16 protein-coding genes and 1 other RNA gene are annotated in these 17,567 nt (G+C 46.0%); 16 read left to right on the plus strand and 1 reads right to left on the minus strand.

Translation table 11 applies throughout. The annotated features are described in order from the left end of the window. Positions 1 to 556: penicillin-binding protein activator (locus A3756_RS14825; protein ID WP_156490496.1), on the minus strand; the 556-nt coding region annotated here is incomplete at its 3' end. A gap of 56 nt (positions 557 to 612) precedes the next feature. Here A3756_RS14825 and rsmI point away from each other — a divergent pair. From rsmI to A3756_RS14905, 16 genes are all read left to right on the plus strand, one after another. After that, positions 613 to 1,449 carry a 16S rRNA (cytidine(1402)-2'-O)-methyltransferase gene (gene rsmI / locus A3756_RS14830; RefSeq protein ID WP_068516393.1) on the plus strand — a complete coding sequence of 279 codons (837 nt, stop codon included), beginning with the start codon at positions 613 to 615 and terminating at the stop codon, positions 1,447 to 1,449. Between the two features lie 128 nt (positions 1,450 to 1,577). Then, complete coding sequence (locus A3756_RS14835) at positions 1,578 to 2,252, plus strand: hypothetical protein (RefSeq protein WP_068516390.1); 675 nt, start codon at positions 1,578 to 1,580, stop codon at positions 2,250 to 2,252. Positions 2,253 to 2,308: 56 nt separating this feature from the next. Further along, an RNA gene (gene rnpB, locus A3756_RS14840) (RNase P RNA component class A) lies at positions 2,309 to 2,675 on the plus strand. Positions 2,676 to 2,973: 298 nt separating this feature from the next. Then, positions 2,974 to 3,417, plus strand: a complete 444-nt coding sequence (gene mraZ / locus A3756_RS14845; protein ID WP_068516386.1) for a division/cell wall cluster transcriptional repressor MraZ — start codon at positions 2,974 to 2,976, stop codon at positions 3,415 to 3,417. Positions 3,418 to 3,448: 31 nt separating this feature from the next. Continuing rightward, complete coding sequence (gene rsmH, locus A3756_RS14850; RefSeq protein WP_068553776.1) at positions 3,449 to 4,390, plus strand: 16S rRNA (cytosine(1402)-N(4))-methyltransferase RsmH; 942 nt, start codon at positions 3,449 to 3,451, stop codon at positions 4,388 to 4,390. Positions 4,391 to 4,403: 13 nt separating this feature from the next. Continuing rightward, positions 4,404 to 4,805 carry a cell division protein FtsL gene (ftsL, locus tag A3756_RS27760; RefSeq protein ID WP_197470004.1) on the plus strand — a complete coding sequence of 134 codons (402 nt, stop codon included), beginning with the start codon at positions 4,404 to 4,406 and terminating at the stop codon, positions 4,803 to 4,805. 24 nt (positions 4,806 to 4,829) lie between these two features. After that, complete coding sequence (locus A3756_RS14860) at positions 4,830 to 6,551, plus strand: penicillin-binding protein 2 (protein WP_068516380.1); 1,722 nt, start codon at positions 4,830 to 4,832, stop codon at positions 6,549 to 6,551. A 1-nt stretch (position 6,552) separates the two neighbouring features. Continuing rightward, a complete protein-coding gene (locus tag A3756_RS14865; protein WP_068553777.1) occupies positions 6,553 to 8,082 on the plus strand; it encodes a UDP-N-acetylmuramoyl-L-alanyl-D-glutamate--2,6-diaminopimelate ligase in 1,530 nt (509 codons plus the stop codon). Then, complete coding sequence (gene murF / locus A3756_RS14870) at positions 8,075 to 9,466, plus strand: UDP-N-acetylmuramoyl-tripeptide--D-alanyl-D-alanine ligase (RefSeq protein ID WP_068553778.1); 1,392 nt, start codon at positions 8,075 to 8,077, stop codon at positions 9,464 to 9,466. The genes A3756_RS14865 and murF overlap by 8 nt, the downstream gene beginning before the upstream one ends. Beyond that, positions 9,466 to 10,548 (plus strand): phospho-N-acetylmuramoyl-pentapeptide-transferase, encoded by a 1,083-nt coding sequence (mraY, locus tag A3756_RS14875; protein WP_068516372.1) that lies wholly within the window; start codon positions 9,466 to 9,468, stop codon positions 10,546 to 10,548. Before murF ends, mraY begins: the two co-directional genes overlap by 1 nt. Positions 10,549 to 10,556: 8 nt before the next feature. After that, positions 10,557 to 11,900, plus strand: a complete 1,344-nt coding sequence (gene murD, locus A3756_RS14880) for a UDP-N-acetylmuramoyl-L-alanine--D-glutamate ligase (protein ID WP_068553779.1) — start codon at positions 10,557 to 10,559, stop codon at positions 11,898 to 11,900. Beyond that, positions 11,897 to 13,114 (plus strand): putative lipid II flippase FtsW, encoded by a 1,218-nt coding sequence (gene ftsW, locus A3756_RS26720; protein ID WP_231872175.1) that lies wholly within the window; start codon positions 11,897 to 11,899, stop codon positions 13,112 to 13,114. Before murD ends, ftsW begins: the two co-directional genes overlap by 4 nt. Further along, positions 13,107 to 14,189, plus strand: a complete 1,083-nt coding sequence (murG, locus tag A3756_RS26725; protein ID WP_068553780.1) for an undecaprenyldiphospho-muramoylpentapeptide beta-N-acetylglucosaminyltransferase — start codon at positions 13,107 to 13,109, stop codon at positions 14,187 to 14,189. Before ftsW ends, murG begins: the two co-directional genes overlap by 8 nt. Next, positions 14,182 to 15,699, plus strand: a complete 1,518-nt coding sequence (gene murC, locus A3756_RS14895) for a UDP-N-acetylmuramate--L-alanine ligase (protein WP_082865279.1) — start codon at positions 14,182 to 14,184, stop codon at positions 15,697 to 15,699. Before murG ends, murC begins: the two co-directional genes overlap by 8 nt. Next, the gene (locus A3756_RS14900) at positions 15,696 to 16,667 is read left to right on the plus strand and encodes a D-alanine--D-alanine ligase (protein WP_068516364.1); all 972 of its coding nucleotides are present in this window, start codon (positions 15,696 to 15,698) and stop codon (positions 16,665 to 16,667) included. Before murC ends, A3756_RS14900 begins: the two co-directional genes overlap by 4 nt. Continuing rightward, the gene (locus A3756_RS14905) at positions 16,668 to 17,489 is read left to right on the plus strand and encodes a cell division protein FtsQ/DivIB (RefSeq protein WP_068515626.1); all 822 of its coding nucleotides are present in this window, start codon (positions 16,668 to 16,670) and stop codon (positions 17,487 to 17,489) included. Positions 17,490 to 17,567 lie beyond the last annotated feature (78 nt).

Consider the following 17,567-nt stretch of genomic DNA (forward strand, 5'->3'; position numbering starts at 1 on the left):
TTTCAGTTGAGCGGAGTAGGTGCCAGATTTGCTCGTCTGTGTCTTGGTGATGCTCTGGATTAATTAGGCCGCGATGATCGATTAAGGTGATCGCCGCTTCAATAGTTAAATCTGTGATTTCATAAGCTTGAGATAATAAGTGCGAAAGCTCGATTTGCTGGTCGACATTCATGCCAGATAAACCAAGGTTCGGGATTAGCGGCAGTATTTTCTCAATGCGTGCTTTGTTCTTATTGCTTGTCGCTAACTTTAAGGACATTAAAAGATAGTCTTGAGCGTCAGCTTCATTGAGGTGCTCTATTTGAACTGACCCTAGTGCAGCATCGCTCTGTGCGTATAGGTTATTTTCCCAATAAGATTGTGCGGCTTGAAAAAATAGCTTGGATTGTTGTTTTGGGGAGGTGGACTTTAGTGCTAGTGAAATCAGCTCTTCCGGTTGTTTTGGAGCGGGAGATTCGACCTTTGTTAGTTTGCTTTGGTTTACTTTAGGCGATGTGCCACAGGCAGATATAATGACAGACAGGCAGACAATAATAGAAAAGTGAAGTGCTTTCATAGCGGGGTCTATGCTTAAATGTAGAATGTTCCGTATTTTATAGTGAGGTTGTGTTCTTGGAAAGTGCCATTTACATTGTTGCGACGCCAATAGGAAATTTGTCAGATATTACTTTGAGGGCAATTGAGGTTTTGAAAGCTGTTGACGTTGTTGCTGCGGAGGATACGCGGCACACAAGAAAGCTTTTGGAGCACTACGGTATTGCTACAAAAATGATATCCCTGCACGAGCACAATGAGTCTGAGAAAAGTGCTTATATCATTGGCTTGGTCAAAGAGGGGCAGTCGGTGGCGCTCGTTTCAGATGCCGGTACGCCGCTGATTTCTGATCCGGGGTATACATTAGTTTTGAGAGCCAAAGAAAGTGGGGTTCTCGTCAGGCCCATACCAGGCCCTTCTGCACTGATTGCTGCTTTATGCGCCAGCGGCGTTGCAAGTGACACGTTTATCTTTGAAGGCTTTCTGCCTGCTAAGAAAAAGGCTAAAGAAGAGGTGCTGCAATCTTATCTTGCTGAGCGGCGCACAGTTATATTTTATGAATCGCCTCACCGGATTTTGGTGACGCTTGAGGCTATGTCCGACGCGTTGGCAGGGCGAAAACTTTGTGTGGCTCGAGAACTAACCAAGCGATATGAGACGATTAAGTACGGTGAGGTGTCTGAAGTTCTGGCTTGGATGAAGGCTGACGAAGATCAAACTAGAGGAGAGTTTGTGTTGGTGCTTGAAGGTTCACAGGAAGAGCCTCTGAGTGTGAGTGATGAGCAAAAGCTCAAGCTTCTAGCGCGTTTGCTTCTAGAGCTGCCGCCAAAAAAGGCAAGTGCTGTCGTGGCGGATGTTGTGGGCGGAAGTAAAAAGGAAATATACAACCTGGCTTTAAGTTTGAAAGAGAAGTGATTGTAAAACCGACGACCGGTTTGCAATTTTGAAGGAATGATGTGATTCGATGTGCTTAGTAGATTGCGAAGGTATTCTTAATCGTGCAAAATATAAGCAAATAATTATCTAACGGATGTAGAGTCATAATGGATAGACTGTTCCGAAATATTTTTCTCCCAGTATCATTTTTGGGCTTGGCGACGGCTTTTCCTGTGCATGCTTTTGAGTTGCTTTCAGAAGGAGCGATGGGGACGGTTTCGGCTGTGTCAGCAAACTCGGCTGAAGATATTGTTAATATAGCTGGTCCTACAGCCGCGGGCTTGACGGTTGATGACGATTATGAAGTGCTGCCTTTTCAGACCGATATCACAATTGAGGATGCTAACCCAGATGAGGTGACTGACGTGCTTGAGTTTGCTTTGACTCAAGAGGTTGAGTCGTGGGCAAGTAATCTCACTATTCAAGACTCTCTAGTTGGAGCTGATACCTCCGCTGATGTGAGTTATGTGGATGAGCTTCCGCCTTCGTCTTTTGAAGATGCTGTTTTCCTTGTTCGAGATGATGAGTTTGATAGCATTGTTTTCGATTCCGATAGTGATCAAGAAGACAATACTAGCTACGAGTTAAGTCGTATAGAGCAAACTGTAACTGTCTTGGAGCAAAACCTGGGCTCGATTCGTTATATCGTTGAGAGGCAGGTAGACTTTGTAGCCACAATTGCTCCTCCGGATCGCGAGGGGCAGGAAGCGTCAATCGGCAGTGGCTATATCTCTGATCTAACGAGTATTAGTAATGTTCGCATTGCTACGGTTCGAGATTAGTTATATTTATCTATTCTTTTCTTGAATTATCTGTATTTCCGTAATACTGTTATTCCTGAGTTTGCCAGGCAATCGCTGCTTAGCTGAGTTTTCAGCATGAGGAGAGGAAAGTCCGGGCTCCACAGAGCAGAGTGCCAGGTAACCCCTGGGGGGCGAAAGCCTACGGAAAGTGCAGCAGAAAGTGAACCGCCTAAGTTCTAGCCTTGGCTAGGAACGGTAAGGGTGAAAAGGTGCGGTAAGAGCGCACCGCATGACTGGCAACAGTTCATGGCGATGGTAAACCCCTCTCGGAGCAAAACCAAATAGGAATTCGTTGGCGTGGCTCGCGCTGAATTCGGGTAGGTTGCTTGAACTAAATGGTGACGTTTAGTCTAGATGAATGATTGTCCACGACAGAACCCGGCTTATCGGCAAACTCTTTACTTTTCCTAGTTAAAAAAATCCCCATTTCTTGTCTTTTAATAAGAAAAAAATCTTACTCTTAAAGTGGTTTCTTAAGTTTTCACGCTATCTTTTTGTTGTTAAAAGATAAGAGTCTCTCTGTGCCTTCCGATTTTGCCTATATCTCTCTAAGTTATTGTGTTTTTTGAGTATTTTTCCCTTTGGCTACCCGTCTATTTTGCTTGATTTGTGGAGTTCTAGTTCCTATAGTGGGTAAAAGTAGAAAAAAGTGGTTAATTTTGGGTATTTTTCAGTTTTTTGTGGGTTTCGAGGCGTAATTTTGTTTTTAGGTAGTCACGCAATCAATATGGATGCTAAAGGTCGCATGGCGATTCCGACTAAGATTCGGGAATCGTTGGCGTCTTTTTGTGATGGCCGTATTGTTGTGACTGCGCATACTGAGGAGCGCTGCTTGCTCGTCTACCCAGAAGATCAATGGAAAGAGATATTGCCTCAAATTGAAAGCCTGCCAAGTTTCAACAAGATTGCGCGACGCACTCAGCGTTTGTTGATTGGTTATGCGACGCCTTTGGAAATGGATGGGAATGGGCGAATTCTTGTGCCGCCAACACTTAGAGAGTATGCAAATCTCGAGAAGAAGTTGATGTTGGTGGGTCAAGGAAAGAAGTTTGAGCTTTGGAGTGAAGACAGTTGGTTTAATTGGTTAGATGAAGCAGATCAGGATGATGATATTCCAGAGCAAATGCTGAATTTGTCTCTGTAATGTATATGTTGATTGAATTGGACACATTGGTATGAGTTGTGAGCAACATATGCACGAGACGGTGCTATTACAAGAAGCAGTTGACTTATTGGTGACGAATTCTTCAGGTGCCTATGTTGATGCAACCTTTGGTCGTGGTGGGCATAGCTCAAAAATACTAGAAGCTTTGGATAAAGATGGCTCGTTGATCGCTATTGACAAAGATTTGGAAGCAATATCTGCGGCACAGAGTCGATTTGTTGATGAAGAGCGATTTTCGATTGTGCACGGCTCCTTCGCAGATATTCGTGAGCATTTGAGAGTTTGTGGGCAAGAGAAAGTTTCGGGCGTGTTAGCGGATTTGGGTGTGTCATCTCCGCAGCTTGATAATGCTGAGAGAGGCTTCAGTTTTATGAATGATGGTCCGCTAGATATGCGGATGGATACCACGCGCGGAGTGAGTGCCGCACAGTGGATCAAAGAGGTCGATGAGAAAGAGATGGTTCAGGTATTTTTCGATTATGGCGAAGAAAAGTTTGCTAGGAAAATAGCTAGAGGTATCAAAGAGGCATTGCTGGGTCAGGAAATTGATACGACTGCAAAACTGTCGAAAATAGTGAAGGACGCGAACCCGTCTTGGGAAAAACATAAGCACCCGGCGACCAGGGTGTTTCAGGCTATTCGAATTAAAGTTAATGATGAATTGAGTGATTTAGAGCGATTGCTGGACGAAGCAAGTGAGAGTTTAGCAGTCGGTGGCCGTTTAGTTGTTATTAGCTTTCATTCACTCGAAGATCGTATTGTTAAGCGCTTTATGCGTGAAAAAGCAAAAGGTGATGCGCCTCCGCCGGGGGTGCCCGTTTTTGAAAAAGATATTGTTCGAGGCTTTAAGCTAGTTGGAAAGGCGATTAAACCGAGTAAAGCAGAAATAGAAAATAACGTTCGGGCGCGTAGCGCTGTAATGCGAGTGTTGGAGAGAGTTTCTGATGAATAGGCTTATGTTGTTAATGTCTAGATTGACGTCGGTAGTTCGCCACGGTGAACGCGGCGTTGAGGCGGTGCGGGAAAACTCTTCAGAGATGACGGTGATGGAGCGAATGGCTTTGGCCCTAGATGGCTTGCTTCATTTGTTAAGGCAGGTTTCCTTTAAAGGTTTTGTGGTGACCGGCATGTTGTTACTGATAATCGTCTTGTCAGCAATTGGTGTTGTGTACTCTTCTCACTTGAGTCGGCAGCTATTTGCAGAGCAAGCAATTTTGCTAGAAAAAAATGATCAGCTTCAGCTCGAGTGGGCGCAATTGTTATTAGAACAAAGTGCATGGAGCTCGCCTAATAGAATTGAGTCAGTGGCGCGCGAAAGCTTGGGTATGGAAGTGCCAGAAACTGAAAAAATCCAGTTAATTTACTAACTATAAATAAAAGAGTGCTGATTAGTGAATCGCTCAAAAGACATTTCTAAAAGCAATTTAGCCTGGCGGTATTGGTTTCTGCTGGGCTTTTTGGCTTTGTGTGGTCTCGCACTTTTTTATCGTGCGATAGACTTGCATGTTTATGAGCAGGCATTTTTAGCAGAGCAGGGTGATGCACGTACTATTCGCTTTGAAACGCTGGATGCTCATCGTGGCGTAATTATGGATCGCCATGGTGTGCCTTTGGCGGTTAGCGCTCCGGTTGAAACGGTTTATGCAGATCCTCGTTATCTGAACTTGAATGTTGCCCAAGCTAAAGCCTTGGCTGAAGCGCTTGGACAAAGCTATGAGAAACTGGCCGACAAGCTAGAGCGCAGCAAAAATAGGCACTTCATCTACCTTAAGCGAAAAATGGCGCCTCATGAAGTAAGCAAAGTGCTTGCTTTAAATTTAGATGGGATCTATAGCAAACGAGAATACAAGCGATACTATCCAGCGGGTGAAGTGGCTGCTCATGTTGTCGGTTTTACTAATATTGATAAGCACGGCCAGGAGGGGATTGAACTCTCCTATGATGACTGGCTAAGCGGCGAACCGGGAAAGCGCAGAGTCCTGAAAGACAGAAAGCAGCGAGTGATCAAAGATTTTGGTGCTGTAAAAACAGCTAGCCCAGGAAAGGATATTCGTTTGAGTCTAGATATGAGGATTCAATATCTGGCTTATCGAGAACTCAAGGCTGCCGTCGAGACTCATAAAGCGAAAGCCGGGTCGATAGTCGTACTCGACATTCACTCAGGCGATGTTTTAGCGATGGCAAATCAGCCCTCCTATAACCCAAATAATCGTAGCAATATAAATGTTGCGCATTTGAGGAATCGAGCGATCACCGATGTATTTGAACCGGGCTCGACGATGAAGTTAGCAACGATAGCCGCGGCATTAGAGACAAACAAATACACACTGAATACCCGCCTGGATACATCTCCGGGTTATTTGCGTTTAGGGCGTAAGTCAATTCGAGATCACAGAAACTACGGTGAGCTAAGTGTCCTTAATATTATTGCCAAAAGTAGTAATGTTGGAACCAGTCGTATAGCGCTGGATCTTAGTGGTGATGTCGTTTGGGATATGTTTAGCCGGCTTGGTTTTGGGCAGGGAACGGGAATTGGCTTTCCTGGAGAGAGTATAGGTTCTTTGCCAGACTCTTCGCATTGGCAGCCAATTGAAGTTGCAGCCATGTCTTATGGTTACGGTCTGAATGCTACCGCACTGCAACTTGCCCAAGCTTATATGATATTAGGGAATGGTGGTGTAAAGCACCCTTTGGGTCTTGTTTATCGTGAAGAGCATTACCCAGGAGAGCAGATTTTGAGCTCGGATGTTTCTGATTCCTTGAGAAAAGCTATGAAGGCTGTTGTTGCCAAGGGTGGAACAGGAACGCGAGCGCAATTGCCAATGTATGAAGTCGGAGGCAAAACGGGCACTGTTCACAGTGTAGGAAGCTCGGGTTATGAAGAGAGCCAGTACAAAGCGCTGTTTGCCGGCGTCGCGCCAATAGATAAACCCGAAGTCGCCATGGTGGTAGTGATCGATGGTCCGCAAGGTGCGGAATATTATGGTGGTGAGGTTGCGGCGCCAGTTTTTTCACGAGTTGTGAATGGCACGATGCGCTTGCTTGATGTCAGCCCCGATAAAGAAAGTTCAGCCTTGTCTTCTGGCAAATCAATTTTAGCGAGCAGAGGGTAGTATGCAAAATATCTATGCTCACTCATTGGTTGATTTGCTCCGAGGTATTTGTAATGTGCCTGCAGCGCTGGATACACGAGTTTCAGGTATTTCGATCGATAGTAGAAAAGTTCAAAAAGGTGATGTGTTCATTGCGATTGCTAGTGATGAAGCTCAGCTTGAGCTGTACGTTGCAGAAGCTATTGAACGCGGTGCAAACGCAGTACTACGCGATGGAAATACTAACTGCCGAATATATGAAGATAAAGCAGCGATAGAGATCTGCTTGCAGGGCCTTCGCCAGAGTATGGGAGAGATAGCGGCTCGCTTCTTCTTTAGGCCAAGTGAAGAAATTAAAGTAATCGGTGTCACCGGTACGAACGGCAAGACCTCAGTAGCAAACTACCTTGCCTCTTACATATCCCAAGGACCGCATAAGTGTGGCGTGATGGGAACCTTGGGTTATGGCTTGCTTGGTGAGGAGACGGAAGCTCTGGTTGCGACCGGTTACACGACACCCGATGTGATCGAGGTGCATCGGCATTTGGCTAATATGCGTGACGCGGGTGCAAAGTTTGTAGTGATGGAAGTATCTTCGCACGGCTTATGTCAGAACCGGGTAGATGGCGTCCAGTTTTATGGAGCAGTGTTCACCAATTTGACTCGTGATCACTTGGATTACCATGGTTCAATGTCCGACTACGCGCAAGCCAAGCAGAAGCTATTTCAGAACACGAGCTTGGCCTTTGCAGTACTAAATCGAGATGATGAACTGTTCAGCGATTTTAAAGCCGCTGTTACGCCAGGCACAAACATTACGAGTTATGCGGTTTCAAGTAAAGCTGCTGATGTTGCGGTATTGACGAACGAGCTTTCGTCATCGGGTATACACGCATTGATCAAGGCTTCAGTAGGTCAGGTAATGATCGACTCCCCATTGCTGGGCGAATTTAACTTAAGCAATTTGTTAGCTGTGCTTGCAGCTGCCACGGCGATGAACGACCTCGAAAGCGTTGAGTCGCGAGTTAAAAAGATTAAAGCGGTTGATGGCCGTATGGAAGTGCTTCGGTCTGTGAATCAACCTACAGTCGTAGTTGATTATGCACATACACCTGATGCTTTGGAAAATGTACTTAAAACGCTAGCGCCTCTTTGCAGTGGCTCTCTAAGGGTGATATTTGGTTGTGGTGGTGACCGTGATCAAGGAAAACGCGCCGAGATGGCAAGAGTTGCCGAAGCGTTTGCAGATGACATTGTCCTCAGTGATGACAATCCACGAGGAGAATCACCAGAAGCAATCATCGCAGATATTTTAGCGGGCTTTGCGCAGCCATCGAAGGTGGAAGTGATACACGAGCGACGAATGGCAATACAGAAAATGCTCGAAAAGTCAGTAGCAGATGATGTCATTCTTGTGGCGGGTAAAGGTCATGAAACGTGGCAAGAAGTGAAAGGTCAGCGCCACTACTTTAGTGATATCGAAACTGTGCGCGAATTGATTTCGGGAGCAGCTGTTCTTCCTAAGGCGCTAGAGGAGGTCATTAATGATTGATGTCATGACTTTCTCCTCTTTGGCTAAAGCTTTGCCGGGTACTTTATTGGGTGATGATACGGGCTTTACTTGCCTATCTATTGATTCACGTACCGTTAACGAAGGTGATGTTTACTTGGCCTTAAAGGGCGAAAGATTTGATGGGCATGAATTTATTGTTGATGCGCTGCGAAAGGGCTGTGCAGGTGTTATTGGCGAACAAGATTTAGCAAGTGTATCGCAGTATATCGAAGATGAGGGGATGACAGCCAAACAGATTTCATATTTACAAGTTAACGATACTGACAAAGCGCTTGCTTCAATTGCTTCACTTAATCGACAGAGGTTTTGCGGAAAGTTAGTTGGTTTGACGGGGTCAGCAGGCAAAACCAGTACTAAGAATATGTTGAAAGCTGTTTTATCAGAATACGGCAAGACCGCGGCAACGAAGGGTAATTTCAATAACGAAGTGGGTGTGCCGTTAACTTTGTTAGACATAAATGCTGAACACCAGTTTTCAGTTGTGGAAATGGGAGCGAGAGCGAAAGGTGATATTGCCTATCTAAGCAATATGGCCCGACCAGATGTTGCAATGGTTTTGAATGCTGGCAGCGCTCACATTGAAGTATTTGGTGATTACGAAGCGATCGTCGAAGGCAAAGGAGAAATTTATGACTCCTTAAGCGCTGACGGCGTTGGAATAATAAACTTCGATGACCCAGCCTATATGACTTGGTTAGAGCGCTTGGGAGGAAGGCAAAGTTTGTCTTTCTCACAGGAAAGTGAAAATGCTGATGTCTTTGCAAGTGATGTTGAATGTGAAGCCGAAGGAAGCTGCTTTACATTGAATTATCACGAAGAGAGCGTAAGGGTTGGTTTACCTGTGCCAGGTTTGCATCAAATCCAAAATGCTCTCGCAGCAGCGACTGCTGCAATTGCTGTTGGATGCGACTTGGAAGGTGTAGCAAAAGGCTTGGCAAAGGTTGAGTCGACAGAAGGGCGTATGAATACAGCTGTCATTAATGATATCACTTTATTAGACGACAGTTACAACGCAAATCCGGCTTCGATGAAAGCAGCCCTTAATATCTTGTCTATGCAGGCGGGGTATCGAGTTGCCGTGCTGGGTGAAATGGCCGAACTTGGTGCTCATGCGCATGACGCGCATATAGATGTCGCGACTTATGCGCTTGAATTAGGAATCGAAGAGTTTTGCTTGATAGGGCAATACGCAAAACAGATGAGTGAAAGTATTGGTGAGAATGCATTGGTTTTTGAAGACAAAGCCTTGCTTGCAGAGCACCTAGTGAAAGATCCGCACAAAAATAAGATCGTGATGATCAAAGGGTCCAGAAGCGCAGCAATGGATGAAGTTGTAAATTTAATTAAGAGAAGAGTTCACTAATGCTGTATTGGTTGTCATCCGTTTTATCTGAAACATTTGGGTTCTTGTCGGTGTTTCAGTATTTAACCTTGCGAGGAATCCTAGGGGTTTTAACTGCCCTGATGATTTCCTTATGGGTTGGCCCGATGATGATCAAGAAGTTGAGCCATTATCAAATTGGTCAGTCTGTAAGGGATGATGGTCCTCAGTCTCACTTAAGCAAAGCGGGTACGCCAACGATGGGCGGTACTCTAATCATTGTTGCTGTGGCGATTAGTACTTTGATCTGGGGAAATCTGGGTAACAAATATGTCTGGATTACACTATTCGTGACACTGTCATTCGGTGCGATTGGTTGGGTAGATGACTATCGAAAAGTGGTTGAAAAGAACTCTAAAGGTTTACCAGCGAAAGCAAAATACTTTTGGCAGTCAGTTTGTGGTGGTGCTGCGGCATTGCTTTTGTACTTTACAGCAGATCTACCTCAGGAGACCGCGTTAATTGTACCGGTATTTAAGGATTTTGTTTTTGATTTAGGGCCCATGTTCATCGTCTTAAGTTACTTCGTCATCGTTGGGACAAGTAATGCCGTCAACCTGACGGACGGTCTTGACGGCTTGGCGATTATGCCTACGGTTCTCGTGGCGAGTGCCTTAGGTATTTTTGCGTATGTATCAGGTAATAGTGTGTTTGCGGAATATCTACATATCCCTTATCTGCCAGGTACGGGTGAGTTAATCGTTTTTTGTGGTGCCTTGTTAGGTGCCGGTTTGGGCTTTCTTTGGTTTAACACCTATCCCGCTCAAGTATTTATGGGGGATGTTGGCGCCTTAGCGTTGGGTGCCGCCTTGGGTGTTGTCGCTGTGATGGTAAGGCAGGAAATTGTTTTATTCATTATGGGGGGCGTATTTGTGATGGAAACCGTATCGGTCATTCTGCAGGTCGCTTCGTTTAAATTGACCGGGCGCAGAATATTTAGAATGGCTCCCTTGCATCACCATTTTGAATTAAAAGGTTGGCCAGAGCCTCGTGTAATCGTACGTTTCTGGATAATCACCGTGGTATTGGTATTAATTGGTCTTGCGACCCTGAAAGTTAGATAAGGCAAGCTGTGAATACAATTGTGACAGATAAGAAAGTCGTTATTGTCGGTCTTGGTAAGACCGGGCTTTCGTGCGTGCGCTTTTTAGCGTCGCAAGGCTGTCAGCTATGTGTCATGGATAGCCGTGAAGAGCCGCCCGGGCTTGAAGGCTTGCATGCTGATTATCCGAATGTTCAATGTATAACAGGTGGCTTTGACCAAGAGCTTTTGTGCTCAGCAACTGAAATCATTCTGAGCCCGGGAATTGCACTGGCAACACCAGAAATCCAGGCCGCTATCAAAAGCGGTGTGCGAGTTCGAGGTGATATCGACCTGTTTGCTGAAGCCGCTAAGGCGCCGATTGTTGCGATTACCGGCTCTAATGGTAAAAGTACCGTCACAACTTTGCTGGGTGAAATGGCAGAGCAGGCAGGGCTAAATGTTGGTGTTGGTGGAAACCTAGGGACCCCAGCACTTGAGTTACTAGATAACTCGTGTGAGCTATATATTCTAGAACTATCCAGTTTTCAGCTAGAGACGACAGACCATTTAAGTGCAGAAAGCGTTGTTATGCTAAATCTCTCTGAAGATCATATGGATCGCTATGAGAGCAAAATTGCATATTTACAGGCTAAGCAACGTATATTTTTTGGCGCTAAAAAAGTCATTGTTAATGATGATGAGGTGCTCAGTCAGCCCTTACAAGCTGAAGGAATGGAGCTGCTTCACTTTGGCTTGAATAGAGCAGACTTAAATAAGTTTTCCTGTATGGACATTGATGGCCAGCGTCATCTAGTGAAGGGCTTTGACAGTATTTTGCCCGTAAAAGATTTGAAGATCTGCGGCGAGCATAATCTTTCGAACGCGCTAGCTGCTTTGGCATTAGGAACATCTGTTGGCTTGCCTATGGATGCGATGGCGAATGCTCTGAAAAGTTATAAGGGGCTACGTCACCGTTGTCAGCATATCAGGTCTGTAGACGGTGTTGATTATATCAATGACTCAAAAGGAACGAATGCGGGTGCAGCCCAAACAGCCATTAGCAGTATTGGTGCGAATTTAGATGGAAAGGTACTGCTAATTGCCGGAGGCGATAGTAAAGGTGCTGATATTTCCGGCTTGCTCGAGCCTATGCAAAAGTTTGGGAAACTGGCGCTGCTATTTGGACAGGATGCGGAGTTAATAGAAGCTGTTTTAAAAGATAAGGTTGAAACGCTTCGTGTTGCTAACCTGGAGCAGGCAGTTCAACAAGCCAAGGCGCGGGCAGAAGAAGGTGACGCTGTGTTGTTGTCTCCAGCGTGCGCAAGTTTCGATATGTTCAAAAGTTACGAGCAGCGAGGCGATATGTTTGAGCAGGAGGTTTTGGCCTTATGACACTTTCTATCGCTAGAGCTGGCATGCCTGGATTGCTGCAAAGCAAAGACTCGCTTCGCATTGAACCACGTACAGATCATGTCATGTTGTTCGTTAGTGTTCTATTGCTGCTGACTGGCTTGATTATGATTGCATCGGCTTCGGTAGATATTGCGGATGCCAGAAATGGAAACCCATTTCACTATGTGATTCGCCACGGCATTTTCATTGTCTTGGGTTGTATCGCCGGCGTATTTACTTACCAGTTGCCATCTTCGTGGTGGCAGAAGACTGGCTGGCTTGCGCTGAGTTTGTCTTTACTAATGCTTTTGGTGGTCATTCTCCCAGGCGTTGGTAAAACAGTTAATGGCAGTACACGCTGGATTAGTTTAGGTAGCTTGAATTTTCAGCCTTCTGAATTGGCGAAGCTTTTGTTGGTGGCTTATCTCGCAGGCTATTTAGTGAGACGTTTAGATGAGGTGCGTACAACATGGTGGGGCTTTGCAAAGCCGATGTTGGTCTTGGCTTTGGTTGCCTTATTGCTGCTTAGTGAGCCGGACTTAGGTTCTACCGTTGTAATTGGTTGTGCCTTTCTGGGAATGATTTTCCTCAGTGGTGCGAGATTAGGGCAGTTTATTATTCTGATTCTAGGCTGTTTAGCATCTGTGGCCTTACTGATTTATTCGCAGCCCTACAGATTAAAGCGTTTAGTGGGCTATACCGATCCTTGGGCAGATCCCTATGGTAGTGGATATCAGGTGATTCAGTCTTTGATCGCATTTGGGCGTGGGGACTGGTCGGGCGTAGGTTTAGGCAACAGTATTCAAAAGCAATTTTACTTGCCCGAGGCTCATACCGATTTCGTTTTTGCCATTATGGCAGAAGAGTTTGGTTTGATTGGTACATTGCTTGTTGTTTCGTTGTTTGTCGTTTTGGTCTACAGATCCTTACGCATAGGCTATTTGGCAGAAAAGAAAAAGCAATTATTCAGCGCCTATTTTGCCTACGGCATTGGCATCTTATTCGCGGTTCAGTCCTTTATAAACATAGGCGTCAATATGGGCTTACTACCGACTAAAGGTCTGACACTGCCATTGGTAAGTTATGGCGGTAGTAGCCTGATTGTGAGTTGTATGTGTATAGGCGTGTTGTTAAGAATTCACCGTGACCTGATGGCGATTGAAGATGAGCCAGACTCAGAACAGACCAAAGACAAGGAGCTTATCCATGCGTGATAAAACATTCCTTGTGATGGCTGGTGGCACTGGCGGGCATGTATTTCCAGCCTTAGCAACGGCAAAGAAACTAATGAGCCGCAATGACAAAGTTGTTTGGCTAGGTTCAGTCGGTGGTATGGAAGAGCGAGTAGTGCAAGACGCTGGAATCCCTTTTTACGGTATTTCCGTCAGTGGTGTTCGCGGTAAAGGCATATTAAGCAAAGCTTTAGCACCCTTGAAGATCGCTAAAGCCGTTTTCCAGGCTTTATTAGTGCTTAGGAAAACAAGACCCGATGCCGTGTTAGGTATGGGAGGCTTCGCTTCTGGGCCTGGTGGCTTGGCGGCAAAACTCTTGGGTAAGCCTTTATTGGTTCACGAACAGAATGCCGTAGCAGGAATGACCAATAAAGTACTCGCGAAAATGGCAGATTCAGTGATGTCAGCTTTTCCTGAAGCCTTTGAAGATGCGAGTAAAGTTGTGCTGACTGGCAACCCATTGAGAGATGAAATCTGCGAGTTATTTTATTCAAGCAAAGACAGTGTTTCGAAATCTGGGCCGATCAGAGTGCTGGTGTTGGGTGGGAGCCTTGGAGCTGCCAGACTAAACGAAGTGCTCCCTGGTGCGATGAGCTCTTTGGGGGCAGAAATTAGACCGGAAATTTGGCACCAGACAGGGCGTAATAAGTCCGAAGGCGTGGCTGCAAGTTATGAAAAGTATGGTGTCAAAGCTCAGGTAAGTGAGTTTATTGATGATATGGCCGCAGCCTATCGCTGGGCTGACTTTGTGATCTGTCGAGCCGGTGCTTTAACCATATCTGAACTATGTGTGGCGGGCTTGGGAGCGATCCTCATCCCTTATCCTCATGCGGTCGATGACCACCAAACGCTCAATGCCCAGTATATGACCAAGGGCGGTGCGGCATGGTTATTAGACCAACAGGATTTGAGCGAGTCGACCTTGAGTGAGGTCTTGGCTCCTTTATTTAGTAAACCCGAGAGAATATCGATTTTGTCCGAGGCAGCAAGAAAATTAGCCAAAGCAGACGCAACAGAGAATGTAGCCAGTGAATGTAGGAGAGTCTGCTATGCCTGATAAACCAAATGCGAGTGTACTAAAGCATGCAGGAAGCATGGTATTGAGTGAAATTCCAGAGATGCGCCGTATCAGTCTGATCCATTTCGTAGGTATTGGTGGCGCGGGCATGTGCGGAATTGCAGAAGTGCTACGTAACCAGGGTTACCAAATCTCGGGTTCAGATTTAAATGAGTCAGCAGTGACAAAACGACTCGCTTCATTAGGAGTGAAAATCTATTTTGGGCATGATGCGGAAAATGTCGCACAAGCCGATGTAGTAGTGGTTTCTTCTGCGATTGATGAAAACAACCCGGAAGTGGCTGCAGCCAGAGAGCACCGTACGCCAATTGTTCCGCGAGCAGAAATGCTGGCTGAAATAATGCGTTATCGTCACGGTATCGCGATTGCGGGAACGCATGGCAAAACAACTACAACCAGTTTGATTGCATCGGTACTCGCCGAGGCAGGTTTAGACCCTACGTATGTGATCGGTGGTCGCTTAAATAGCGCGGGTACCAATGCAAGTCTGGGTGGGTCTCGATACCTGGTTGCTGAAGCAGATGAGAGTGATGCGTCATTCTTGCACCTTACACCGATGATTTCAGTGGTTACAAATATCGAAGCGGATCATATGCATACCTATGGTGGCGACTTCTCAAAGCTTAAACAGACCTTTGTAGACTTCCTTCATAACCTGCCGTTTTACGGTGCTGCGGTGATGTGTGTAGACGACCCAGTAGTAGAAGAAATAATGCCTCAGGTATCACGTGCCGTCCTTACTTATGGTGTGTCAGAAAGTGCGGATTATCGGGCGCATAATATTCGCCAAGACGGTATGCACAATCGCTTTACCGTACAGAGACCGGCGGGTATGAATGACCTGGATATCACGCTACAAATGCCGGGGCATCATAATGTTCTGAATGCACTGGCTGCTATCACTGTGGCGAGTGATGAGGGTGTTGAAGATGCCGCAATTCAAAGAGCCTTGGAAAGTTTCCAAGGGGTAGGGCGTCGTTTTCAGGTGTATGGCGACTACGCTGTTCAACGACAAGATACTGAAGCGAAGAGCGCTTCAAAAGTTATGTTGGTTGATGATTACGGGCATCACCCAAGTGAGGTGGAAGCGACACTCCAGGCGATTCGTGCGGGTTGGCCAGACAAACGATTGGTCATGGTTTTTCAACCGCATCGTTATAGCCGTACCAGTGACCTATATGAGGACTTCGTAAAAGTTCTCGCCAAGGTTGATGTGTTGCTATTGATGGAAGTTTACCCCGCTGGCGAGACACCAATTCCAAGTGCTGATAGTCGCGCATTGTGCCGCAGTATTCGTCAGCGTGGTGGTGCTGAGCCAATTTATATCGATGGTGGTCACCAGGTAGATGAGGTAGTGCCGAACCTGGAAAAACTTTTGTCCACAGTGCTTCAAGACGGCGACTTATTACTTACTCAGGGGGCGGGTAGCGTCGGTCAGATAGCTATTCGTTTGTCGGAAGATGGCGAGTTGTTGGAGGCTTGTTCATGAGTTCAGTGGCGGACAAGCTAGGTAAAGTTGCCGTTATTATGGGAGGAACCTCGGCGGAGCGCGAGGTGTCTCTGAAAAGTGGTCAGGCTGTCCTGGATGGCTTGCTGCGTAAAGGTGTTGATGCCTTCAAACTGGATTTTGGTGGAGAGATTGAAGACCTGGTCAAACACATGCCTTTTGACCGGGCATTCTTAGCGCTTCATGGACGTGGTGGTGAAGATGGCACGATACAGGGTGTTTTAGAGACCCTGAATATTCCGTACTCCGGTAGTGGTGTAATGGGCTCTGCCATTGGCATGGATAAGACACGAACTAAGTACCTTTGGCAGGGGATGAATTTACCGACACCTAAGTTTAGTTATGTAGAGAAGTTGAACCCGGAAATGCTCACCCGCCTGGTTTCATTGATGGGTTTCCCGTTGGCAGTTAAACCTTCTCGTGAAGGGTCATCGATTGGTGTGTTTAAAGTAAATAATCAGACACAGCTGGAAGCCGCAGTAAGTAAGGCTCTGGAAATGGATGAGCAAGTGCTTTTGGAGCAGTGGATAGAAGGTGATGAATATACAGTTGGCTTGTTGAATGGTTCGCCATTACCGGTAATTGGCTTAAAAACCAGCCATACCTTTTATGACTATGAAGCGAAGTACGAGTCAGATTCTACACAATATTTATTACCCTCAGGCTTATCTGATGAAGAAGAGCAGAGTCTGGGGAATTTGGCGGAAAGAGCATTTAGTGCCTTAGGCTGTTCTGGCTGGGGGCGTGTCGATGTAATGCGCGATAGCAAAGGGCGCTTTTGGTTGTTAGAAGTTAACACCATACCAGGAATGACCAGCCATAGTCTGGTTCCTATGGCCGCGAAAGCTTCAGGTTTAGAGTTTGATGATTTGCTACTGGAAATACTGAAGTCAGCAGTGACAAACAAGCGCTTAAGCAAGAACAATAATAATGATAAAGGGGATAGTTAGATGGCACATAATGCTGCAATTCATGTAATGGGGCAGGGCGCTCAGTTGGCAGAAGGAAACGCTGTACGTGAAGAGACTGTTTTGGTGCTCAAGCGTGTTCTAACTGTGACGCTAATTTGTTTAGCGCTACTTGTATTACTGACTAAAAGAGACAGTCTGATACAAGTAGTTGACCACCCTATCTCATCGATCAAGGTAACAGGCGCGTTTTCTTATCTGAACGAAAGTGAAGTGACACAAGCGTTGAGTGGTTTAGTCGGCGCCGGATTTATAGCGACTGACTTAAAAGACGTTCAAACACGAGTAGAGGGCTTGGCCTGGGTTAACAGTGCGACTGTGAGTAGAGTCTGGCCGGGCGAAATCAAGCTGCTAATAAATGAACAAGTTGCGGTGAGTCAGTGGAATGACGGAGCGTTGCTCAATGCAGAAGGTGTTGTCTTTAAGCCTGCTGAACTAAGAAGTGATTTATTGGTTTTACCGCAACTGATCGGCAGTGAGCAGTTCAGTGCGTCGAAGAAAAATATGATGTATTCAACGCTCGGAGTACTACAGCAAGGCCTTAAAGAGTATGGCTTGGCTATTAGAGCGCTGGAATTGAAACCTAGAAATGTCTGGAATATGACCTTGAGTAATGGTGTGGCGGTCGCAATGGGTGAAATTAAGCTACAAGATCGCGAAGGGCAGCAGAACCTTGAAGCCAAGCTGGAACGAGTTGGTAAGGTTTTCAGCTCCAGAGCAAATATTGACGTGGCGAATATTAGCCGAATCGACGCTCGCTACCCGAATGGTGTAGCGATCAAGTGGCGATCCGGTAAAAAGTAAGAATTAGGAATGTGTTTGTGAGCCGGGCATCGGATGGCCTTAGGCTTCGCGAAAGCAAAGTTGGTACAAAAGTAACGT

Source organism: Oleiphilus sp. HI0086, assembly GCF_001635225.1.

What these genes read in the sequence shown, in the direction of transcription:
- A3756_RS14835 (WP_068516390.1), top strand. Translation starts at nt 1,578, where the DNA reads ATGGATAGACTGTTCCGAAATATTTTTCTCCCAGTATCATTTTTGGGC.
- rsmH (WP_068553776.1), top strand. Translation starts at nt 3,449, where the DNA reads ATGAGTTGTGAGCAACATATGCACGAGACGGTGCTATTACAAGAAGCA.
- ftsL (WP_197470004.1), top strand. Translation starts at nt 4,404, where the DNA reads ATGTCTAGATTGACGTCGGTAGTTCGCCACGGTGAACGCGGCGTTGAG.
- A3756_RS14865 (WP_068553777.1), top strand. Translation starts at nt 6,553, where the DNA reads ATGCAAAATATCTATGCTCACTCATTGGTTGATTTGCTCCGAGGTATT.
- murF (WP_068553778.1), top strand. Translation starts at nt 8,075, where the DNA reads ATGATTGATGTCATGACTTTCTCCTCTTTGGCTAAAGCTTTGCCGGGT.
- mraY (WP_068516372.1), top strand. Translation starts at nt 9,466, where the DNA reads ATGCTGTATTGGTTGTCATCCGTTTTATCTGAAACATTTGGGTTCTTG.
- ftsW (WP_231872175.1), top strand. Translation starts at nt 11,897, where the DNA reads ATGACACTTTCTATCGCTAGAGCTGGCATGCCTGGATTGCTGCAAAGC.
- murG (WP_068553780.1), top strand. Translation starts at nt 13,107, where the DNA reads ATGCGTGATAAAACATTCCTTGTGATGGCTGGTGGCACTGGCGGGCAT.
- murC (WP_082865279.1), top strand. Translation starts at nt 14,182, where the DNA reads ATGCCTGATAAACCAAATGCGAGTGTACTAAAGCATGCAGGAAGCATG.
- A3756_RS14900 (WP_068516364.1), top strand. Translation starts at nt 15,696, where the DNA reads ATGAGTTCAGTGGCGGACAAGCTAGGTAAAGTTGCCGTTATTATGGGA.
- A3756_RS14905 (WP_068515626.1), top strand. Translation starts at nt 16,668, where the DNA reads ATGGCACATAATGCTGCAATTCATGTAATGGGGCAGGGCGCTCAGTTG.